The 19187-nt window shown below is 60.9% G+C and carries 16 protein-coding genes and 3 pseudogenes; 8 read left to right on the forward strand and 11 right to left on the reverse strand.

Features of this window, described 5'->3' with window-relative positions; genetic code table 11:
* The 4 genes from OEG82_RS23855 to OEG82_RS23870 all read right to left on the reverse strand — a co-directional run bounded on the left by OEG82_RS23855 (nt 1) and on the right by OEG82_RS23870 (nt 3758).
* Nucleotides 1-1035 carry a branched-chain amino acid ABC transporter permease gene (locus OEG82_RS23855; RefSeq protein WP_425497665.1) on the reverse strand — a complete coding sequence of 345 codons (1035 nt, stop codon included), beginning with the start codon at nt 1033-1035 and terminating at the stop codon, nt 1-3.
* Nucleotides 1035-1757, reverse strand: a complete 723-nt coding sequence (locus OEG82_RS23860; RefSeq protein ID WP_267615111.1) for an ABC transporter ATP-binding protein — start codon at nt 1755-1757, stop codon at nt 1035-1037. The genes OEG82_RS23855 and OEG82_RS23860 overlap by 1 nt, the downstream gene beginning before the upstream one ends.
* Nucleotides 1750-2514 carry an ABC transporter ATP-binding protein gene (locus tag OEG82_RS23865; RefSeq protein WP_267615112.1) on the reverse strand — a complete coding sequence of 255 codons (765 nt, stop codon included), beginning with the start codon at nt 2512-2514 and terminating at the stop codon, nt 1750-1752. Before OEG82_RS23865 ends, OEG82_RS23860 begins: the two co-directional genes overlap by 8 nt.
* Before the next feature lie 68 nt (nt 2515-2582).
* The gene (locus OEG82_RS23870; protein ID WP_267615113.1) at nt 2583-3758 is read right to left on the reverse strand and encodes a substrate-binding domain-containing protein; all 1176 of its coding nucleotides are present in this window, start codon (nt 3756-3758) and stop codon (nt 2583-2585) included.
* A 131-nt stretch (nt 3759-3889) separates the two neighbouring features.
* Here OEG82_RS23870 and OEG82_RS23875 point away from each other — a divergent pair, with 131 nt between their 5' ends.
* From OEG82_RS23875 to OEG82_RS23905, 7 genes and pseudogenes are all read left to right on the forward strand, one after another.
* Complete coding sequence (locus OEG82_RS23875) at nt 3890-4339, forward strand: hypothetical protein (RefSeq protein ID WP_267615114.1); 450 nt, start codon at nt 3890-3892, stop codon at nt 4337-4339.
* A 31-nt stretch (nt 4340-4370) separates the two neighbouring features.
* Entirely contained in the window at nt 4371-5120 is a 750-nt protein-coding gene (locus OEG82_RS23880) for an ABC transporter ATP-binding protein (RefSeq protein WP_267615115.1), read from the forward strand.
* Nucleotides 5113-5830, forward strand: a pseudogene (locus tag OEG82_RS23885) (ABC transporter ATP-binding protein). The gene OEG82_RS23880 and the pseudogene OEG82_RS23885 overlap by 8 nt, the downstream one beginning before the upstream one ends.
* Before the next feature lie 52 nt (nt 5831-5882).
* Nucleotides 5883-7085 carry an ABC transporter substrate-binding protein gene (locus tag OEG82_RS23890; RefSeq protein WP_267615116.1) on the forward strand — a complete coding sequence of 401 codons (1203 nt, stop codon included), beginning with the start codon at nt 5883-5885 and terminating at the stop codon, nt 7083-7085.
* A gap of 75 nt (nt 7086-7160) precedes the next feature.
* Nucleotides 7161-8048, forward strand: coding sequence for a branched-chain amino acid ABC transporter permease (locus OEG82_RS23895; RefSeq protein ID WP_267615117.1), 888 nt, complete (start codon nt 7161-7163; stop codon nt 8046-8048).
* Complete coding sequence (locus tag OEG82_RS23900; RefSeq protein ID WP_425497667.1) at nt 8048-9025, forward strand: branched-chain amino acid ABC transporter permease; 978 nt, start codon at nt 8048-8050, stop codon at nt 9023-9025. Before OEG82_RS23895 ends, OEG82_RS23900 begins: the two co-directional genes overlap by 1 nt.
* A 26-nt stretch (nt 9026-9051) precedes the next feature.
* Nucleotides 9052-9265: pseudogene (locus tag OEG82_RS23905) on the forward strand (hypothetical protein); the annotation flags it as partial.
* A gap of 191 nt (nt 9266-9456) precedes the next feature.
* Here the strand turns inward: OEG82_RS23905 and acnA are convergent.
* The 7 genes from acnA to OEG82_RS23940 form a co-directional block, all read right to left on the reverse strand.
* On the reverse strand, nt 9457-12057 hold the full coding sequence (acnA, locus tag OEG82_RS23910; RefSeq protein ID WP_267615118.1) for an aconitate hydratase AcnA: 2601 nt from the start codon (nt 12055-12057) through the stop codon (nt 9457-9459).
* A gap of 100 nt (nt 12058-12157) precedes the next feature.
* A complete protein-coding gene (locus OEG82_RS23915) occupies nt 12158-13108 on the reverse strand; it encodes a DUF6282 family protein (RefSeq protein ID WP_267615119.1) in 951 nt (316 codons plus the stop codon).
* A gap of 60 nt (nt 13109-13168) precedes the next feature.
* Nucleotides 13169-14140: a Bug family tripartite tricarboxylate transporter substrate binding protein gene (locus OEG82_RS23920; protein ID WP_267615120.1), complete on the reverse strand. Its 972-nt coding sequence runs from the start codon at nt 14138-14140 to the stop codon at nt 13169-13171.
* Nucleotides 14141-14169: 29 nt separating this feature from the next.
* Nucleotides 14170-15672: a tripartite tricarboxylate transporter permease gene (locus tag OEG82_RS23925; RefSeq protein ID WP_267615121.1), complete on the reverse strand. Its 1503-nt coding sequence runs from the start codon at nt 15670-15672 to the stop codon at nt 14170-14172.
* 10 nt (nt 15673-15682) lie between these two features.
* Nucleotides 15683-16174 (reverse strand): tripartite tricarboxylate transporter TctB family protein, encoded by a 492-nt coding sequence (locus OEG82_RS23930; RefSeq protein WP_267615122.1) that lies wholly within the window; start codon nt 16172-16174, stop codon nt 15683-15685.
* Between the two features lie 117 nt (nt 16175-16291).
* Nucleotides 16292-17272, reverse strand: a complete 981-nt coding sequence (locus tag OEG82_RS23935) for a hydroxyacid dehydrogenase (RefSeq protein WP_267615123.1) — start codon at nt 17270-17272, stop codon at nt 16292-16294.
* Nucleotides 17265-17960: an RraA family protein gene (locus tag OEG82_RS23940; protein WP_267615124.1), complete on the reverse strand. Its 696-nt coding sequence runs from the start codon at nt 17958-17960 to the stop codon at nt 17265-17267. Before OEG82_RS23940 ends, OEG82_RS23935 begins: the two co-directional genes overlap by 8 nt.
* Nucleotides 17961-18086: 126 nt before the next feature.
* Here OEG82_RS23940 and OEG82_RS23945 point away from each other — a divergent pair.
* Nucleotides 18087-18947, forward strand: a pseudogene (locus OEG82_RS23945) (LysR family transcriptional regulator); the annotation flags it as partial.
* Nucleotides 18948-19187: the final 240 nt, after the last annotated feature.

A 19187-nucleotide genomic window follows, 5' to 3' on the forward strand; every position in this document is an offset into this window, starting at 1 on the left:
TTACTTCGCCTTCACAACGGGCATCATGCCCTGCGGCCGCCACATCAGGACGGCCGTCATCAGGGCAATGTTGGAAATCAGCGCCAGCTTGGGTTCGAGAAACGCCACGTAATTCTGCAGCAGCCCGACCAGCAGCGCGCCGATGAAGGCTCCCTCGACGGAGCCGAGGCCGCCGATGATGACGACGATGAAGACCAGGATCATCATTTCCTCGCCCATGCCGGCGGTGATGACCTCCTGGTAGAGCCCCCACATGACGCCGCCCAGTCCGGCGAGTGCCGAGCCCGCGACAAACACGCCGATGAAGACCAGCCGCAGCCGGTAACCCAGCGCCTCGACCATTTCGCCATTCTGCACGCCGGCACGGACGATGAGCCCGATCTTGGTGCGCTTGAGCACCAGCCGCATGCCCACGAACAGCACCAGGCCGAAGACAACCGCGAGCAAGCGGTATTTCTCGATGGCCGTACCGGCAAAGGTGACGGCACCTTTGAGCATTTCCGGGCGGGTGAGATAGATCTCGTCAGGCCCCCAGATCACATGGATCATCTGTTCGATGACGATAAGACCGCCGACGGTGACCAGGATCTGCTTGAGATGCGCGCCATAGACCGGCCGCACGATCACCCGCTCGAAGCCCCAGCCCAGCGCGCCGGTGACGCACATGGCGGCAACCGCCGCAGCCAGCACGGCAGCCACATTGAGCAGTAGCGACGGCACGCCGGTCCAGCTCTCGAGCGCCACCAGGGCAGAGATGCCGACATAGGCGCCCACCGAGATGAAGGCGCCATGGCCGAAATTGATCACGTCCATCAGCCCGAAGACCAGGGTCAGGCCCGAAGCCATGATGAAGATCATCATCCCCATGGCGAGGCCAGATACGGTCAGCGTCAGCCAGCTCGATGTCGAGCCGATCGACAGGAAGCCAAGAACCACCAGCACCGGCACGAGCAGCAGCGGCATCGCCTTGCCGATCCTGTCGGGCAGGGAGAGCTGTGCATATTTCGGTGCGTGGTCGGGTGCGGCGGTGGTCATCAGTGCGCCTCCATGCTCAGGCCCATCAGCCGTTCCTGCAACGCGGCGTCACCGGCCAGCTCAGTCATCTCGCCGGCCCAGACAATGCGCCCGTCATCCATCACCGCCGCCGTGTCGCCGAGCGCCTTGGCAACGGAAAAATTCTGTTCGACCAGCAGGATCGAGGCGCCTTTTGCCTTCAGGTCGCGCAGCGCGCCGGCCATGGTCGAGATGATTGCCGGCGCCAGTCCCTTGGTCGGTTCGTCGATCAGATAGAGCTGCCGTTCCTCGGCCATGACACGGGCGATGGACAGCATCTGCTTCTGCCCGCCGGAGAGATTGCCGGCTTCCGAGCGCCAGAAGGTTTTCAGCGGCGGAAAGGCATTGAAGATCGATTCCATGCGGGCCGGATCGAGCGGACCGGAGGCGGCCGCCAGAATCATGTTTTCCTCCACCGTCAGGTCGGAGAAGATGCCCATGTCTTCGGGCACGAAGCCGATGCCGGCGCGCGCCCGGGCAGGGGTGGGCATGGCGGTGATGTCGGCGCCATTGAAGCGAAGGCTGCCGGATTTTGCCTGCCAGTGACCGATGATGGTGCGCAGCGTCGTTGTCTTGCCGACGCCGTTGCGGCCCAGAAGCATGGTGACGCCGCCGCGCGGTACCACCAGATCAACACCCTGCAGGATGTGATACTGGGCGATGTCTGTGTGGACAGCGGAAAGTTCGAGGATCGGATCAGACATCGGCAAGGTCCCGTCCCATATAGGCTTCCTGAACGACATCGGAGGCCATCACGGTGGCCGGATCGCCATCGGCGGCGAGTGCGCCGTTGTGGAGCACGATGATGCGGTCGGCGAGCGAACGGATGACGTCCATCTTGTGTTCGACCAGCAGGATGGTGCGGTCCTTCTCGGCCTTGAGTTCGGCAATCAGGTCGAGCACCACCGGGGCTTCGTCGACGCTCATGCCGGCGGTCGGTTCATCGAACATGTAGACCACCGGATCGAGCGCGATCAGGATGGCGACCTCGAGCTTGCGCTGGTTGCCGTGGCTGAGCCCGCCAACCTTCTGCTCGCTGAGCGGATGCAGCCGGACACGCTCGAGAACGGCCATTGCCGCAACCGTCAATTCGGTGTGGGAGCTCGCCATGGAAAACAGGTTGAAGCCCATCCGGCGCCGGGCCTGGATCACCAGGCGGACATTTTCGAGCACGGTGAGATCGGGAAACAGATTGGTCAGCTGGAAGGCGCGGCCCAGTCCCTTGCGGCAGCGGCTCGCCACCGGGTCGCGGGTCACGTCCTCGCCCATCAGCCGCACCGTGCCGGCAGACGCCGTGACCTGTCCGGAAATCAGATTGAAATAGGTGGTCTTGCCGGCGCCGTTGGGCCCGACGATCGCGGTGAGCTCCCCGGCCCGGAAGCCGCAGCTGACCGAATCCACGGCCACATGGCCGCCAAAGCGGACAGTCAGGCCATCCGTTTCCAGAAGCATCTGTGTCATGGCGCACCTGTGCAAGAAAAGGGAAGACTGCCGCGGACGCCACAAGCGGGCGTCCGCGGCTCAAAGGCCTAGTTGCGGACAGGAATGTCCATGTCGTCAATGCCGATCTCGCGGACCAGAACCGGGACACCATAGTCCTTGCCGTCCTGGATCTCGGTGCGGAAGTGATACATCGACTGCAGCGCCTGGTGGTCTTCCTTGCGGAAGCGCATGGTGCCCTTGGGCGTTTCCCATTCCATGCCTTCCATGGCGGTAATCAGTGCTTCGGTGTCGGTGGATCCTGCCTTCTTGATGGCCTCGACCACGGCGATACCGGCTGCCATGCCGCCGGCGGTGAAGAAATCAGGCGGCGAATCGAAGCGCGCCATGTGCTCCTTGACCAGCCAGTCATTGACCGGGTTTTTGGGGATCTCGTAGTAGTAATAGGTCGCACCTTCCATGCCCGGCAGTTCCTTGTAAGCGGTCAGCGCCGCCAGGATGTTGCCGCCGGTGGCGATCTCGATACCGAAGCGCGAGGGATCCATGGCGTTGATCTTGCCCATCGGATTGCCGCCGCCGGCCCAGATGATGAACAGCTTCTTCTTGCCTTCCACGCCTTCCATGGCATTGAAGATGCGTTCTGCCGCCGCGGTGAAGTCGGTGGTGTCGGTCGGCACATATTCCTCATGCGCGATCTTGGCGCCCGAGCTTTCCAGCGCCTCGCGGAAGGCGGCGATGCCGTCGCGTCCGAAGGCGTAGTCCTGTGCCAGCGTGGCGATGGTCACGCCTTCGCCGCCAAGTGCGACCGCGTTGGAGATGGCGTCCTGCGACGAGTTGCGGCCGGTGCGGAAGATGAAGCGGTTCCAGTTTTCACCGGTGATCGAATCGGCGACAGCAGGCTCGACGATCAGGATCTTTTCATATTCCTGTGCGACCGGGAGCATGGCGAGTGCCACACCGGAACTGACCGGGCCGACGGCGATGTCGGCCTCGTCGTCGCCAAAGGCTTCCGCCAGCATCGCCTTGCCGATATCGGGCTTGAGCTGGGTGTCCTTCTCGATGACGACGAGCTTTTCGCCGTTGACTTCCATCGTGCCGCCGGTGGCATATTCGAGGCCAAGCATCAGCCCGTTATGCGACTGGGCCGCATAGGCCTCCAGCGCGCCGGTCTTTCCGTAAACATGGGCAATGGTGATGTCGGCGAGCGCCGGGACGCTCAGCATTGCTGCGGCCACACCGGTTGCCAGTATCGTTTTCATCTTCATATCGGGTCTCCTCCCCTAAGCGAACAACGGTGAAAATATGAAACATGAATCAATATTCATGTCAATATTCGGACCTGCCCTCCGGCCGTTGTGCGGTTCATCAATTTTTGCTGCGGCGAGGACGGAAGAATATGCGGTTTGCGCCGGAGCCATGGCGGATGTCAGGTGATGAGGCATCAGTGAAGGGTGCGGCATTGGTTGGGATCGCAGTGAGCGATGCCGTCGTCGAATCTGGCGCCTTCGATGGGGCGGAACGACATTGCAAACTCGTTTGTCTCGGCTCGGGGCGCAGCTTCCTCTCGTTATCCGGAACGCGGACGTCAAGGAAGCTGGCACTGCCGCCGGTCGCGATGGTCAGCAATTTTTTGCCGGCCAAACCCTTGCAAACCGGAAGTCAGGAAATCGGCCGTGCGGTGCTTCAACCTCGACTTAATGAACGCACTAAAGCGCAGAAACGACGATGCCGGGACGGTGAGCAGAATATTGACATGAATATTGATTCATGTTTCATGTGGAAGTTCGGTATTCAAATGCTGCTACTTATCGATCGACACGGCCTGGCCTTGCACTTGCGCACGTGACACGAGGACGAATGACGACGTTGGGGGAAGAATGGCAATAGCGCTTCAGGCCAAGGGATTGACGAAGGAGTTCAAGGGTTTCGTTGCCGTGAACGACGTCGATCTGTCGATCGAAAAGGGAACCATCCACGCGCTGATCGGCCCGAACGGTGCCGGCAAGACGACCTGTTTCAATCTGCTGACCAAGTTCCTGCAGCCGACCCGTGGCACGATCACCTATGAGGGCCGGGACATCACCCGCATGAAGCCCGCCGAGATCGCGCGGCTGGGCATGGTGCGGTCGTTTCAGATCTCGGCCATTTTCCCGGATCTGTCCGTCCTGCAGAATGTGCGCGTGGCGTTGCAGCGCATGCGCGGGGAAAGCTACGACTTCTGGCGGTCGGACCGCCTGTTGTCGAAATTCGACGATCAGGCCAAGGGCTATATCGACGAAGTCGGGCTCACCAGATTCACCAATGAACGCGCCGCCGCGCTGCCCTATGGCCGCAAGCGCGCGCTCGAGATCGCAACCACATTGGCGCTGAGCCCCGACATGCTGCTGCTGGACGAACCGATGGCGGGCATGGGGCGCGAGGATGTGGAGCTCATCTCCCAGCTGATCCGCCGGATCGCGGAAAACCGCACCGTGCTCATGGTGGAACACAACCTGTCGGTCGTGGCCGACCTGTCGGACCGCATCACCGTGCTGGCGCGCGGTGAAATTCTTGCCGAAGGCACCTATGCCGAGATTTCGAAGACCCCCGCGGTGATCGAGGCCTATATCGGAGCGAGCCATGACTGATGCGGCAAAGGTGCTACTCAAGGTCAGCGGCCTTCAGGGCTGGTATGGCGAAAGTCATGTTCTGCACGGTATCGATTTCGAGGTGCCTCAGGGCGAGGTTGTCACCCTGCTGGGCCGCAACGGGGCGGGCAAGACCTCGACATTGCTGGCGATCATGGGGATTTTGGGCAAGCGCACCGGCTCCGTCACATTTGCCGGAACCGAACTGATCGGCATGCAGCCGCGCCACATCGCCCGGTTGGGCATTGCCCTGTGTCCCGAAGAACGCGGCATCTTCTCCTCGCTCAGCGTCGAGGAAAACCTGCTGCTGCCGCCGCGCATCGCCGAGGGTGGCCTGTCCATCGAACAGAATCTACGACCTGTTTCCGAACCTCAAGGAACGGCGCTCCAGCAGTCAGGGCACCAAGCTTTCGGGCGGCGAACAACAGATGCTGGCGATCGCACGCATCCTGCGCACCGGTGCCAAGATGCTGCTGCTGGACGAACCGACCGAAGGGCTGGCGCCGGTCATCGTCCAGCAAATCGGCCGCACCATTGCCGCGCTGAAGGACGAAGGCTTCACCATCGTGCTGGTGGAACAGAACTTCCGCTTCGCTGCATCGGTCGCCGACCGGCATTACATCGTCGATCAGGGCAAGGTGGTGGACATGATCCCCAACGACCAGCTCGAACAGAACACCCAGAAACTCCACGACTATCTGGGTGTCTGACCAGCCAACATCAATCAGGCGGCGCATCCGCGCTGCAAACAGGAGGAAAAGCATGATCAGGAAACTCGCAATCTGCTCCGCAGCACTGGCTGCGATGACCGGCTCTTCGGCGCTGGCCCAGGATATCAGTGTCAAGCTCGGCGTGCTCAACGACCGCTCCGGCATCTATGCCGACCTGTCCGGCGAAGGTTCCGTCGTGGCTGCACGCATGGCCGTCGAGGATTTCAAGGCCGCCGACAAGGGAATGAAGGTCGAAATCATCTCGGCCGATCACCAGAACAAGCCAGACATCGGATCCAACATTGCCCGTCAATGGTATGACGTGGACGGCGTGAACGCGATCCTCGACGTCCCGACGTCTTCGGTGGCCCTGGCCGTGGCTGACATCACCAATGAAAAGAACGGCGTTCTGATCGATTCCGGCGCCGGCTCCACATCGCTGACCCGTGAACAGTGCCGCCCGACGACAGTCCACTGGACCTATGACACCGCAGCACTTGCCACCGGCACCGGTGCGGCGATGACCAAGGCAGGCGGCAAGAAATGGTTTTTCCTGACGGCTGACTATGCCTTTGGCCACTCGCTTGAGGAAAACACCGCCCGGGTCGTCAAGGACAATGGCGGCGAAGTTGTCGGCCAGGTCAACGTGCCGTTCCCGGCGCAGGATTTCTCGTCCTTCCTGCTTCAGGCACAGGGCAGCGGTGCTGACGTGATCGGTCTGGCGAATGCCGGCGGCGATACCGTCAACGCAATCAAGCAGGCGTCGGAATTCGGCATCACCCAGGCCGGTCAGAAGATGGCCGCCCTGCTGTTCTTCGTCACCGATGTGCATGCACTGGGTGCGCAGACAGCCCAGGGACTGTCGCTGACCGAAGCCTTCTACTGGGATCAGAACGACGACACCCGCACATGGTCCAAGCGGTTCATGGACATCCACGGCGCGCAGCCGACAATGGTTCAGGCCGGCGTCTATTCCGGCACCATGGCCTATCTGGCCGCGGTCGAGGCCGTAGGCAGCGCGGATGACGGCAAGGCCGTTGTCGCCAAGATGAAGGAAATGGAATTCAACGATCCGCTCTTCGGCACGGTCACCGTGCGGGGCGACGGCCGTGCGATTCACGACATGTATCTGTTCGAAGTCAAGTCACCCGACCAGTCGGAAGGTGAATGGGACCTCTACAACCAGATCTCCTCCATCACCGGCGAGGAAGCCTTCCTGCCGATGCTGGACGAGTGCGACTTCACCAAGCAGTAAGCCTGGCACCCTGTCCGCCCCGCTGTCCAGGCGGGGCGGACAGTCTTTCACCAAACCGCGCAACAGGGCCAAAACATGTTCGAGTTATTGGGAGTACCACCGCAGGTTCTGCTGGGCCAACTCTTGTTGGGGCTGATCAACGGGTCGTTCTATGCGGTTTTGTCGCTCGGTCTGGCCGTGATCTTCGGGCTGCTGAACATTATCAATTTTGCGCATGGTGCGCTGTACATGGCGGGCGCCTTCGTGGCCTGGATGCTGCTCCACTATCTCGGCATTGGCTACTGGCCGGCGCTGTTTCTGGCCCCGCTGATCGTCGGGGCCTTCGGCATCGTGCTGGAACGCACCATGCTGTCGCGACTCTATCATCTTGACCATCTCTACGGCTTGTTGCTGACCTTTGGTCTGGCGCTTATCATTCAGGGTCTGTTCCGCAATTATTACGGCATTTCCGGCCTGCCCTACCAGATCCCCGATCTGTTGTCCGGCGGACACAATCTCGGCTTCATGTTCCTGCCCAATTATCGCGCATGGGTCGTCGCCGCCTCGGTTCTGGTGTGTTTCGGCACATGGTTCATGATCGAAAAGACCCGGCTGGGCGCCTATCTGCGCGCGGCGACGGAAAATCCGGTGCTGGTCGGTGCCTTCGGCGTCAACGTGCCGCTGATGATCATGCTGACCTACGGCTTCGGCGTGGCGCTGGCCGGGTTCGCAGGCGTGCTGGCCGCCCCGATCTATTCGGTCAACCCGACCATGGGCGAGCAACTGATCATCGTCGTCTTCGCGGTGGTGGTGATCGGTGGCATGGGGTCGATCATGGGCGCGATCGTGACGGGTTACATGCTCGGCATCATCGAGGGTCTGACCCGCGTATTCTATCCCGAAGGATCGGCCGTGGTGATTTTCGTCATCATGGCAATCGTCCTGATGATCAAGCCTGAAGGGCTGTTTGGGAGGCCCGCCTGATGGCTATGCAAGACAAGACAACCGATATTGCGCCCGTGGTGCAAACCGCCGGCATGCCGGCCCTGCACAAGGCCATCTTTGCCGTCATGCTCGCCGCGCTGATCGCGCTGCCGTTTTTTGTCTATCCGGTCTTCGCGATGAAGGTGATGTGCTTTGCGCTGTTTGCAGCCGCCTTCAACCTGTTGCTGGGCTTTGGCGGGCTGTTGTCGTTCGGCCATGCGGCCTATTTCGGCGGAGCAAGCTATGTTGCGGCCCATGCCGCCAAGGTCTGGGGCCTGACCCCGGAACTGTCGGTGCTGTGCGGCGCTGCGGCGGCCGGTGTGCTGGGCCTTGCCATCGGTTCGCTGGCGATCCGCAGGCAGGGCATCTATTTCGCCATGGTCACGCTGGCCTTTGCGCAGATGGTGTATTTTGTCGCGCTGCAGGCGGAATTCACCGGCGGCGAGGACGGAATTCAGAGCGTGCCGCGCGGCGACCTGTTCGGATTGATCCCGCTGGCCGACAATATCGCGCTGTATTTCTTCGTGCTGGTGGTGACATTCGGCGGCATCCTGATGCTCTACCGGATCGTGCATTCGCCTTTCGGCCAGGTTCTCAAGGCGATCCGCGAAAACGAGCCGCGCGCCATTTCGCTGGGCTATGACGTCAACCGCTACAAGCTGATTGTTTTCACCTTGTCGGCGACAATGGCCGGTCTGGCCGGCGCCACCAAGAGCCAGGTGTTCCAGCTGGCCTCGCTCACGGATGTGCATTGGTCGATGTCGGGCGAGGTCGTGCTGATGACCCTGCTGGGTGGCATGGGCACGATATTCGGGCCGCTGGTCGGTGCGGCCATGATCGTGACGATGCAGAACTATCTGGCAACCTTCGGCGCCTGGGTCACGGTCATCCAGGGCGTGATCTTCGTCATCGGGGTGCTGGTGTTTCGCGAAGGCATCATCGGCGTGCTGTCACGGTGGCTGAAAAGACCGCTTTAAATGGTGCCCATAGCCTGACAGCACAGAAGCGGGCGCCGATCGAGACCGCGATGGTCGGTGAAAAGGCGTCATCGGACGGCGTTCGCGCGGTCATTCCTCGCTCAACAGACAAAAGCTGCGATCGGCGTCACCATATTGAACCGGATGCCTGCCTGCGAATTCCGCACAGTTGCTGATCCCCGCACCAGCGCCTGCCAGATTAACAATATCTTCCGCTCTCGCCGCCACGTCTTACCGTAATGCCAGGGCAGATGCATTCTGTCTCTGGGCTGACTATGCCGCCGAAATCACACCATAATCGTCGCCATCAAGCGCTTTCAAAATCTCGCTTCAGCAACTTGGCAATACCCACAACCTCGATCGATCCGTAAAATCAACCCTTGGTTGCTTCTACCGGAATCACATAGATCGTTCGATGCAACCATGCTCGTTCATAAACAGCCGCTTTGCAACGCTGGGCAGGATACCGCCTTCGCGCAGGTAGCGGAGCTCCTCCCTTGTATCCGCCCGACAAATCGCCGTGAATTCCAGGCGGACAGCGCCGTCGGGGCCAATGACGGATACCGAAACGTCCCCCCCGGACTGAGCGTGTCACAACTGGCTTCGATCGAGAACCGGTCTTCCGGCGTGAGCCCGAGCGAGGTGCGGCCTAGCTCCTCTTCAAATTGCAGCGGCAGGACACCCATCCGGACGAGGTTGGAGCGGTGTATTCGTTCGAAACTTTCCGCCAGCACGACCCGGATGCCCAGAAGCCGGGTGCCCTTGGCGGCCCAGTCCCGCGCCGAGCCTGCGCCGTAGCGTTGTCCGGCAATGACCATCACCTGCTCGCCGCGCGCGGCATAGGCTTCGGAGGCTTCGAAAATGTTCGTCTCGCGTCCCTCCGGCATCACCAGCGTACGCGGGCCGATGCCGTCGATCATCTCGTTGTTGATCCGCAGATTGGCAAAGGTGCCTCGCGCCATGATATTGTGATTGCCACGGCGTCCGCCGTAATTGTTGAAATCCTTCTGCTCCACGGCACGCTCGAAAAGATAGGCCGCCGCCTCGCTGTCGCGCGCGATGGTGCCCACCGGTGAGATATGGTCGGTCGTCACCGAATCTGCGAGCATCAGCAGAGGCCGGGCAGCGTCGAGGATCTTGCCTGCGGAGAAGTTCGAAGGCAGGTCGAAAAACGGCGGGCGCTGGATATAGGTACTCTCGTCCAGCCAGCTGAATGTGTCACCGCCGGCGACGTCTAGCGCTTCCCAGTTTTCGTCTCCGCGCGTGACATCGCTGTAGGAGGAGGTGAAACCCTCCTGCACCACTACCTGGCGAAGCAAGCTGTCGATCTCTTCGGCGCTGGGCCACAGGTCTGCTAGACTGACCGGGTTGCCTTCGGGGTCCGTGCCCAGAACGGAGAGATCGGTTCGCATGGTCCCGGCAAGGGTGTAAGCCACCACGAGCGGCGGCGAAGCGAGAAAATTGGCTTTCACCAGAGGGTGGATGCGGGCTTCGAAATTGCGGTTTCCGGACAGAACCGCCGAGACGCAGAGATCACCGTCGGTCACGGCCTTTGCCACCTCCGGGTCAATGTCGCCCGAATTGCCGACACAGGTGGTGCAGCCGAAGGCCGTCAGGTTGAAGCCCAGCGCGGACAGGTCCGCATCCAGCCCTGCCGCACGCAGGTAATGCATCACCGCCCGCGAACCCGGCGCCAGGGAACATTTGATACGGGGGTTCACTGCCAACCCGCGCTGCCGCGCATTGCGTGCCAGCAGACCGGCGGCGATCATTGCCTCCGGGTTCGAGGTATTGGTGCAGGAGGTGATGGCGGCAATGACGATGTCGCCATCGCTGACACCGTTCTGTGTCCTGAGCTCGCGTCCGATGGTCTCGTCCATGACAGTTGGAACCGCGTCGATGTCGCGGCCCTGTTCGGGGCGAGAGGGGCCGGAAACCGTGCGCCGGACGGTGGAAAGATCAAACTCCATCACGTCATCGAAACAAGGGCGGGCTGAAGGATCGAACCACAGACCGGTCCGCCGGCAATAGTTTTCGACCGCCGAGACCTTGGCACCGGGGCGTCCGGTGAGGCGAAGGTAGTCGATGGTTGACCGATCGACGGGAAACATTGCCGATGTGGAACCGAATTCCGGGCTCATATTGGCGATAGTCGCCCGGTCGGCCACAGAGAGTGCGGCCACACCGGGCCCGAAGAACTCGACAATGGCGCCGACCACGCCAAAGCCGCGCAGCGTCTCGGTCAGCTTCAACGCAAGGTCGGTCGCAAGCACACCAGGGGGCAGTGTCCCCGTCAGATGCACACCGATCACCGGCGGGACCAGCATCGAGATGGCTTCGCCCAGCATGACGGCCTCGGCCTCGATGCCGCCGACACCCCAGCCCAGCACGCCTATGCCATTGACCATCGTCGTGTGGCTGTCGGTGCCGATCACCGTATCGGGAAACCGCCACCGCGCCCCGTAGACATCGCGCACAGAAACGACTTCAGCCAGGTATTCGATATTGATCTGGTGGATGATGCCGCGTCCCGGCGGGATCACGGTGAGGTTGTCCATCTTCTTCTGCGCCCATTTCATGAAGGCGAAGCGTTCCCGGTTCTCGGTGAATTCCCGCGCCTGGTTGCGCAAAAGCGCATCCGGCCCGCGTGAATGATGGGCCATGATCGAATGGTCGATGATCAGGTCGGCGGGGACCTGCGGGTTCAGCGCGGCGGGGTCCATGCCCTGCTCCCGCGCCTTGTCCCTCAACATTGCCATATCGATCAGTGCGGGCATGCCGGCACTGTCCTGCATGATGACCCGCGAGGGGTGAAAATCGATTTCCAGGCCCTGGGCGTCGCCGCGGGCGAGCCGGGCCAACTGGTCGCTGGTGATGTTTTCGCCGTTTTCGTGACGGGCAAGGTTTTCAAACAGTATCCTGATGCTGAGCGGCATCTCCGCAAGTTGCGGGAAAACCGACGCGGCCTTTGACAAGTCGATGAACCGGTCGCCCGCAATCTCGCAGATCAGGTCAAAGCTGTTCAGTGTCATGCCACAGGGTCCTGCTGGATGTTGAAAACGAAATGATCCGCGCGGGCCTTTCCGGGCTGTCGCCCGCGCGGATCATATCAATGGAGGCAAGCGCGCGAGATCAAAGCCCCAGCAATTTGCCGGGATTCTCCCGCACCATGACGTCGATGTCGGCGCGGGGGATACCCTCGGCCATCAGCCCGTTGATCAGCTCAACCATGCCGTCGGGATGAATCGGGTTGCCGGTCTGCCCGAGATCGCTGGCCAGAATAAAGTGCTGGGCACCGATCTCCTTGACCGCGGCTGCCATGTTGGCAATGGAATTCGGGCGGCGGTTGCGAAGCCACTCCATGTGGGCGGTCGGGGTGCCGAGATGATCGAGATAGATCAGTTCGAGATGTGCCCCCAGGCTTGCGGCCTCTTTCATTTGCGCGACATCAAGACCGGGGTTTTCCGCCATCGCATGGGTGACGACGATCTTGTCTATTCCCAGCTCATTGGCCCTTTGGATCACCGCCAGAACTTCCTCGGGAGAGAGATGCCCGGTCTCAAGGATCAGGTCGTGTTCCTTGATTGCGGCGAGGACCTCTTCGGTTGCCCCGGAGAGTTCGCCACCCTCGAAGACGGTAATTCCCCCGGTCTTCTTTGTCTTGGTCGCACGGTGAAATGCCGAATCGCCGGTCGGGAACCAGACAACCTTGCCGCGACCGCCTGACATTTTCGCCATGTTGTGCACTGCGGCAGCATTGAGGCCGCCGACAGCGTAGTTGAGGACGATTCCGCCGAAGACTTCGATCTCGGGCACCGCGGCATTGACCAGGGCGGCCCGGTCCGCAGTCATCGTGCCGTGGTTCTTGAGCACCAGCCCGCCCATTTCGTAACGGGCGGCGATCCTTGCCAGCTCCATGTCGGTGAGGTTGCGTGAAGACACATCCGGTGAAGTGTGGACGTGGAAATCAATAGCGCCATGTACCGGGTTGTCACTCGTGGCTGCCACTTGCGCGAAAGCTGAAGATTGCACAACGCAAAGGCACAGCGCGGCACAGGCTCCGTAAATAAAATTCAATTTCATTTTTCCCTCCCAGGATAATTAAAAAACGCTCCGGACACGGGGGCCCGGAGCGATATGCGCTTACTTCTTCGAAAGGAAGATATCCTTGTACTGCGAGTTGAAATCGAACTCGTTGTTCAGGTAATCAGCGGTCTCCTGCGCTGAGAGGAAACGAGGCGTCATCTGAACCTTTGCGTATTCGGTCGCCAGCTCTTTGCTTTCACCGAGTTCCGCAAGTGCTGACTGCAGCTTTTCAACCACATCGGCGGGTGCGTTCGGCGGCAGTGCCACCCAGAACAGGCGGTCTGGCATGGCAACGTCAATGCCCTGTTCCTGGAAGGTCGCAACATCCGGCAGGCCGCTGAAGCGCTGGGCGGCAGGGGTGCCGAGCGCACGCATGTCGCCACTTTCAAGATAGCTCTGCACAGCGCCAACCTGCACCTCGGAAACATCGACGTGCTTACCAAGGATGCTGACAATCTTCTCACCGATGCCACCAACATCGACGTTGTGCATCTCAACACCTGCTGCCTCTTCAAAGGCGGCGGCATGGACATGGGTCTGGCTGCCGAAATTGATGCCGTTCTTGACGGTGCCGGGATTGGCCTTGGCGGCTTCAACGAGGTCTTCCATGTTCTGGTAGGGCGAGCTGGCCGATGTGACCCAGATCGATCCTTCGGACATGCCGACGGAGCCGAGCACGGTCAGGTCGTCGAATCTGAAATCGATGGCCTTGGTCAGCATGCTGCCCAGCACGCCGGAGTGGTGGAACAGCATGGTGTATCCGTCCGGATCAGCCTGATAGACCTTGGTGGTGGCGATGCTGCCGGAAGCGCCGGCCACATTCACGGGCACGACGGTGCTTTCCAGGACCCTTTCAAGCTGCGACGCGAAGATGCGGCCGAGCAGATCGGAGTCACCTCCGGGGTTATAGGGAATTACCAGCTGGATCGGCTGGGACGGATAATCCTGGGCTATCGCAGCACCGGCCGTTATGAGGCCGAACGCGGGAATGGCCGCCAGGGCAAGTGTCTTCAAGGTTTTCAGTTTCATGGTAGTCTCCTCCTTTTGAAATAGATCGGTCAGCTTTGGTTGACCGGACGAAAGCGTGTGTAGAGCGCGCTGAACAAGGGCAGCGCGATGAAGATGAACGACAGCACCACGAAAGTGCCGCTGATCGGACGTGTCAGGAATTCGCTGTAGTCCCCCTTCGATGCGGTCAGCGCGCGATAGAAGTTGGTCTCGACGATTGGTCCGAGGATGAACCCCAGAACTGCCGGCTGCAGCGGAAAACCGAAAGTGCGCAGAGCGAAGCCCAGCCCGCCGAACATCACCATCGACCAGACGTCGAAAGCACGGTTGTTGAGGCCGAAAGCCCCGACGAGGCACATGACGACGACAAGCGGCATCAGCACGTTCTTGGGCGTACGGACGATGCGGATGAACACCGGCATCAGCGCGAACATGAACACGGCCATTGCGACCGAGGCGACGATGAGCGAGGTGAAGATGCCATAGACCAGCTCGCCCTGGGTCAGAAACAGCAGCGGACCGGGCTGGATGTTGTTCATGATGAACGCCCCCAGCAGGATCGAAGCCACGGTATCGCCGGGAATGCCCAGGGCCAGCAGGGGAACCAGCGCCCCGCCTATGCAGGCATTGTTGGCGCTTTCCGATGCCACGACACCGTCGACGATCCCGGTGCCATACTGATCGCCACGGCGCGAGGTTTTCTTGGCTGCAAGATAGCCGGTGAGGCTGGCAGTGCTGACGCCGATCCCCGGCAGGATGCCGATGCCTGTGCCGACTGTCGCGGCGACAAAGAAGGTGCGGATGTTGCCAACCACATCGGCCAGCTTCAGCCCGACCTCCTTGGCCGCCGTGCCCAGCTTGTGCATGGTCGCTCGGGCCGGACCATTGCCCGAATCGTGAAGCAGTTCTGAGATCGCGAAGAGACCCACAAGGAACGGCACCATGGCAAAGCCGCTCTGCAGGTCAACCTGTCCGGCGGTCAGCCGTTCGATGCCGCCGACCGGGCTCATCCCCACCATGGCAAAGGCGATGCCGATCACGCCGCTGATGAAACCCTTGATCATCGATCCTGCGCTCAGACTAGCGATCAGCGAGAGTGCGAAGAAGGAGACGGCAAAATATTCAAATGGCGTGAACCTCAGCGCGAAGCGGGCCAGCATTGGTGCAAAGACAGCCAGCACGATAATGCCGAACAGGGTCCCGAGGAAGGAAAACAGCACTGCCGCGCTGAGCGCCTTCCTGGCTTCGCCTTTCATCGCCATGGGATAGCCGTCGAACAATGTTGCCACCGATCCGGGCGTTCCGGGCAGGTTCATCAGGATCGCCGGAATCAGCCCGCCCGAGATGCCGCCGATGAACAGCCCGCACAGCAGTGACAACCCGTGCAGTGCCGGCATGGTGAAGGTCAGCGGCAGGCACAGGATGAGACCCATCGAGGCGGTGAGTCCCGGAACGGAGCCGAAGACGATACCCAGAGCGACTCCGCCGAAAACCAGAAGAACGCAATAGATATCAAGCGCGGCTGCGGCGCCTTGCAGGAAGACGTCAAACATCACAAGCTCCTCACAGGATGCCCTTGGGCAGCGGCATCGAGAGCCAGTGCCAGAACATCAGATAGACGGCGACGGGGAAGGCGATCGCAATGATCGCGGTACGGACGGGTTTGAAGGTGCCGGGGTCGTAAGTCAGGATATAGCACTGCGCGAAGATGTAGATCACCGAGGTCAGCACGAAGCCCAGCCATTCGAACAATGCCGCAGCGGCGATGATCAGGACCGCGGTAGCGATCAGCCGGCCCGGATAGGCAAACCGGTGCTGCGACGCCTTTTCATCGGAGGCGTCGGTGCCCATGCCCAGGCCCTTGAACGGCACGAAGGTCATGATCAGCAGCATGAGGCTCAGGCCACCAAGGATCAGGGCGACCAGCCGCGGAGCCAGGCTCATGTCGAGCCCTGCAACCACCGTCTCTCCGGGTCCTGGCAAGCTCGTATACATCAGGGTCGCAAACAGTAAAATGACTGCGCCGCTGATACCGTCGGTCATCTTTTTCGACATATGAGCCTCCTCCCTTAAACGCTTTTCAGACGCCTCTTTGTGCCCTTTGTAAGCGGCACCATGCCGTCATTGTCTTCCACGAATATCGCAGACTCCCTCCTGAAGAGCTTCGGACTTTCATGCAACCCGGTAGCTCTCTGTTGTCGCTCCGAACAACGCCGATGCTGTCTCCCGCGCGATGGAACATGCGACGCGGCGCAGGCTTTCCTGGGTCGCTCCGCCGTAGTGGGGGGTCGCGATGAAATTGGGTAGGGACAGCAGCGGATGTATCGGCGATGGAGGTTCCTGTTCGAAAACATCCATGCCCGCGGCGCCCAGGCGCCCGCTTTCAAGGGCTGAGGCCAGGGCCGTCTCATTGACGATCCCGCCACGGGACGTGTTCACAAGGATCAGGCCCGGCTTGGCCCTCGCCAGAACCGCTTCCGAGATCAGCCCTGTGGTTTCGGGCGTTCGTGGCAGGTTTATGCTCACGAAATCGCAGGCCGCGAAGAGCTCTTCGAGCTTCTCGACACAGCTGACATCATCCCTTTCCTGCCAGATTTCGGCGGGAAGCTTCGGGTCGTACGCCATGACCTCCATCTCGAAGCCCTTGCGCAGGATATCCGCCGTCATCCTGGCAATGCGGCCATAACCGACAAAGCCGACGCGGTTGCGGTACAGCTCGCGACAGCCCTTTCCCTTGCGCCCCTCGCCCCATTCGTTGTTGCGCACCAGGTGGTTGGCATGGACAATCCGGCGCGCCGCCGACAACATCAGCGTGACGGACAGTTCAGCCACCGATTGCGAGTTTTCAAATGGTGTGTTCAGCACCACGATGCCGCGTTCGCGGGCAGCTTGGATGTCCACGGAATCGACCCCCGCACCGTGCCGACCAATTACCTTGAGCCTCTTGGCCGAGCGGATGTCATCACCTGACAGGTTCGTTCCGCGCAAGATCACCGCATCGGCTTCCTCACGCCAGTTTTCGATCCGCGCCTCGTCCCACGTAACCACATCGAGTCGCGGGTCAGCCTTCAGAAGGGCCACGGCATCGTGATGGATGGGCGCACGCAGAAACACCGTCCTCCGTTCGTCCGGGATGGGCTGGACGTCATTCATAGGCAGCCTCGATGATTTCGCAGCCGGCCTTTTCCAACGCGGCATCAACCCAGTTCCGGTCGAGGGTGCCGTCAATGGCGGCCGCCACCTTGGCCTGATCCTTTTCCGACAGGATTCGGGCGGCGCTCAGTACCGCGTCGGCATCGGCGCGCGGAATGATGACCACACCGTCATTGTCGACCAGCACCACATCACCCGGACAGGCGACACAGCCTTCAAAAGCAATCGGCACATTGATCTGCCCCGGCCCCTGTTTCATTGGTCCGCCCGGACGAGTGCCGGTGGCATAGACCGGCAAGCCAAGATAATCGAGGGAGTCGAGGTCGCGGATCGGACCATCGAAGACGATAGCCGCCACTTTCTTGAACTTGGCATAACCGAACATGACTTCACCCATAAGCGCCTGGGTCTGAGCGCCGCCATTTGAGACGATGATCACATCGCCCTCCTGCGCCATGTTGAGCGCCTTGTGGATGACGAGATTGTCACCCGCGCTCACCTGAACGGTGAGCGCCACGCCTGCCACCGGAGCGGCCAGCCTCGGTCCCTGCAGGCGCGTGCTGGCCGGCAGCGAGTTCAACCGGGTCATGACGTCGGCCACATTCGCCGATGGCAATTCGCCCAGGGCCTTGACGACCTCGGGGGATGGAAGCTTGCGCTTGCTGAATACGCGGAAGCCGACGCTCATCTTATCTCCTCCAATTTTTAGCCCGGCCTCTCCAAAAGCCGGCTTTGATGTTGGAATTGATCTTGCAAAAGCCCGCTGATAATTACAATTTGAAAAAATTCATTTACTGATAACCTGGAGATATGAATGGATTTCAGGGATCTTGTCTATTTTCGCACTATTGCCGAGCTCGGCCACATGGGCCAGGCGGCCGAAAGGCTGCTTCTCACCCAGCCTGCCTTGTCAAAGGCGATGCAACGGCTTGAAGAGTCCCTTGGCGGCAAGCTGTTCATGCGCGAGGGGCGTGGCATCGTCCTGACCGAGCTCGGCTACGTCCTGCTTGACCGAAGCCGGGTAGTCGAGAGAATGATGAACGACACCGAACGCGAGGCCCGCGGCTATGCCCGCGGAGAGGCGGGTCACATCCGTTTCGGCTGCGCTCCGACATTGGCGAAGTACTATCTGCCCAACATCATGCGGCAGCTGCTTTCCGAAAGCCCGCGCGTGACCATCGATCTGGAAACCAATGTGAGCGGCCCGCTGCTCAAGGCGCTGCGCGAATATCGGTTGGATCTGGTGCTTACCCATGTTTCGGAACCGATCGACGGGTTCCATGTCAGCCCGGTGCTCAAAGATGAGGTGGCGATTGTCGCCAGCTGGGCGCATCCGCTGGCCTCCCGCGAAGTTCAGGTGGCCGATCTCGCCGATTACAACTGGGTGCTGCCCACGGAATCGGCCATTCTACCGTGGCTGAAGGACCTGTTCCATCGGCACGGCTGCCCCGCTCCCATGGCGCAGGTGAAGGCCACCTCGATCCTCTACCTGCCTTCGCTCATCGGCGGCACGCAACTGCTGAGCCTTTTATCGACCAGAAACCTCAAGGACGATGTCACAGGCCAGCACCTCACCGAGATCAATGTTGCAGGTGAACGGCTTCAACGCTCATTCGCACTCGTCTGCCGCTCGCCAGAAAGCCTTTCCCCGGCCGCCCGCAGCCTCTTTGGCATCATCCTCGACGCCTCGCCCCCCACGGCTCGTGATTCTTGGCGGACTTTCTGGTTGTTATGGCCGACTTCGCAATCCGGCGCGGCTCAGGAAACTCGGGAAATAGCTGCCAGTACGGAGCTTCGGAGTACGGAGCTTCGGAATGCGCAGCTCGACGGTGCCCGTCCCGTTAGCGCCTCACCCCATTCGCGGTCGCGATAGGCGCGCTCGGCAAGCGGGAAGCCATTGTTTTTACAATTGAAT

Origin of the sequence: Hoeflea ulvae (assembly GCF_026619435.1) — a bacterium.
Taxonomy (GTDB): domain Bacteria; phylum Pseudomonadota; class Alphaproteobacteria; order Rhizobiales; family Rhizobiaceae; genus Hoeflea; species Hoeflea ulvae.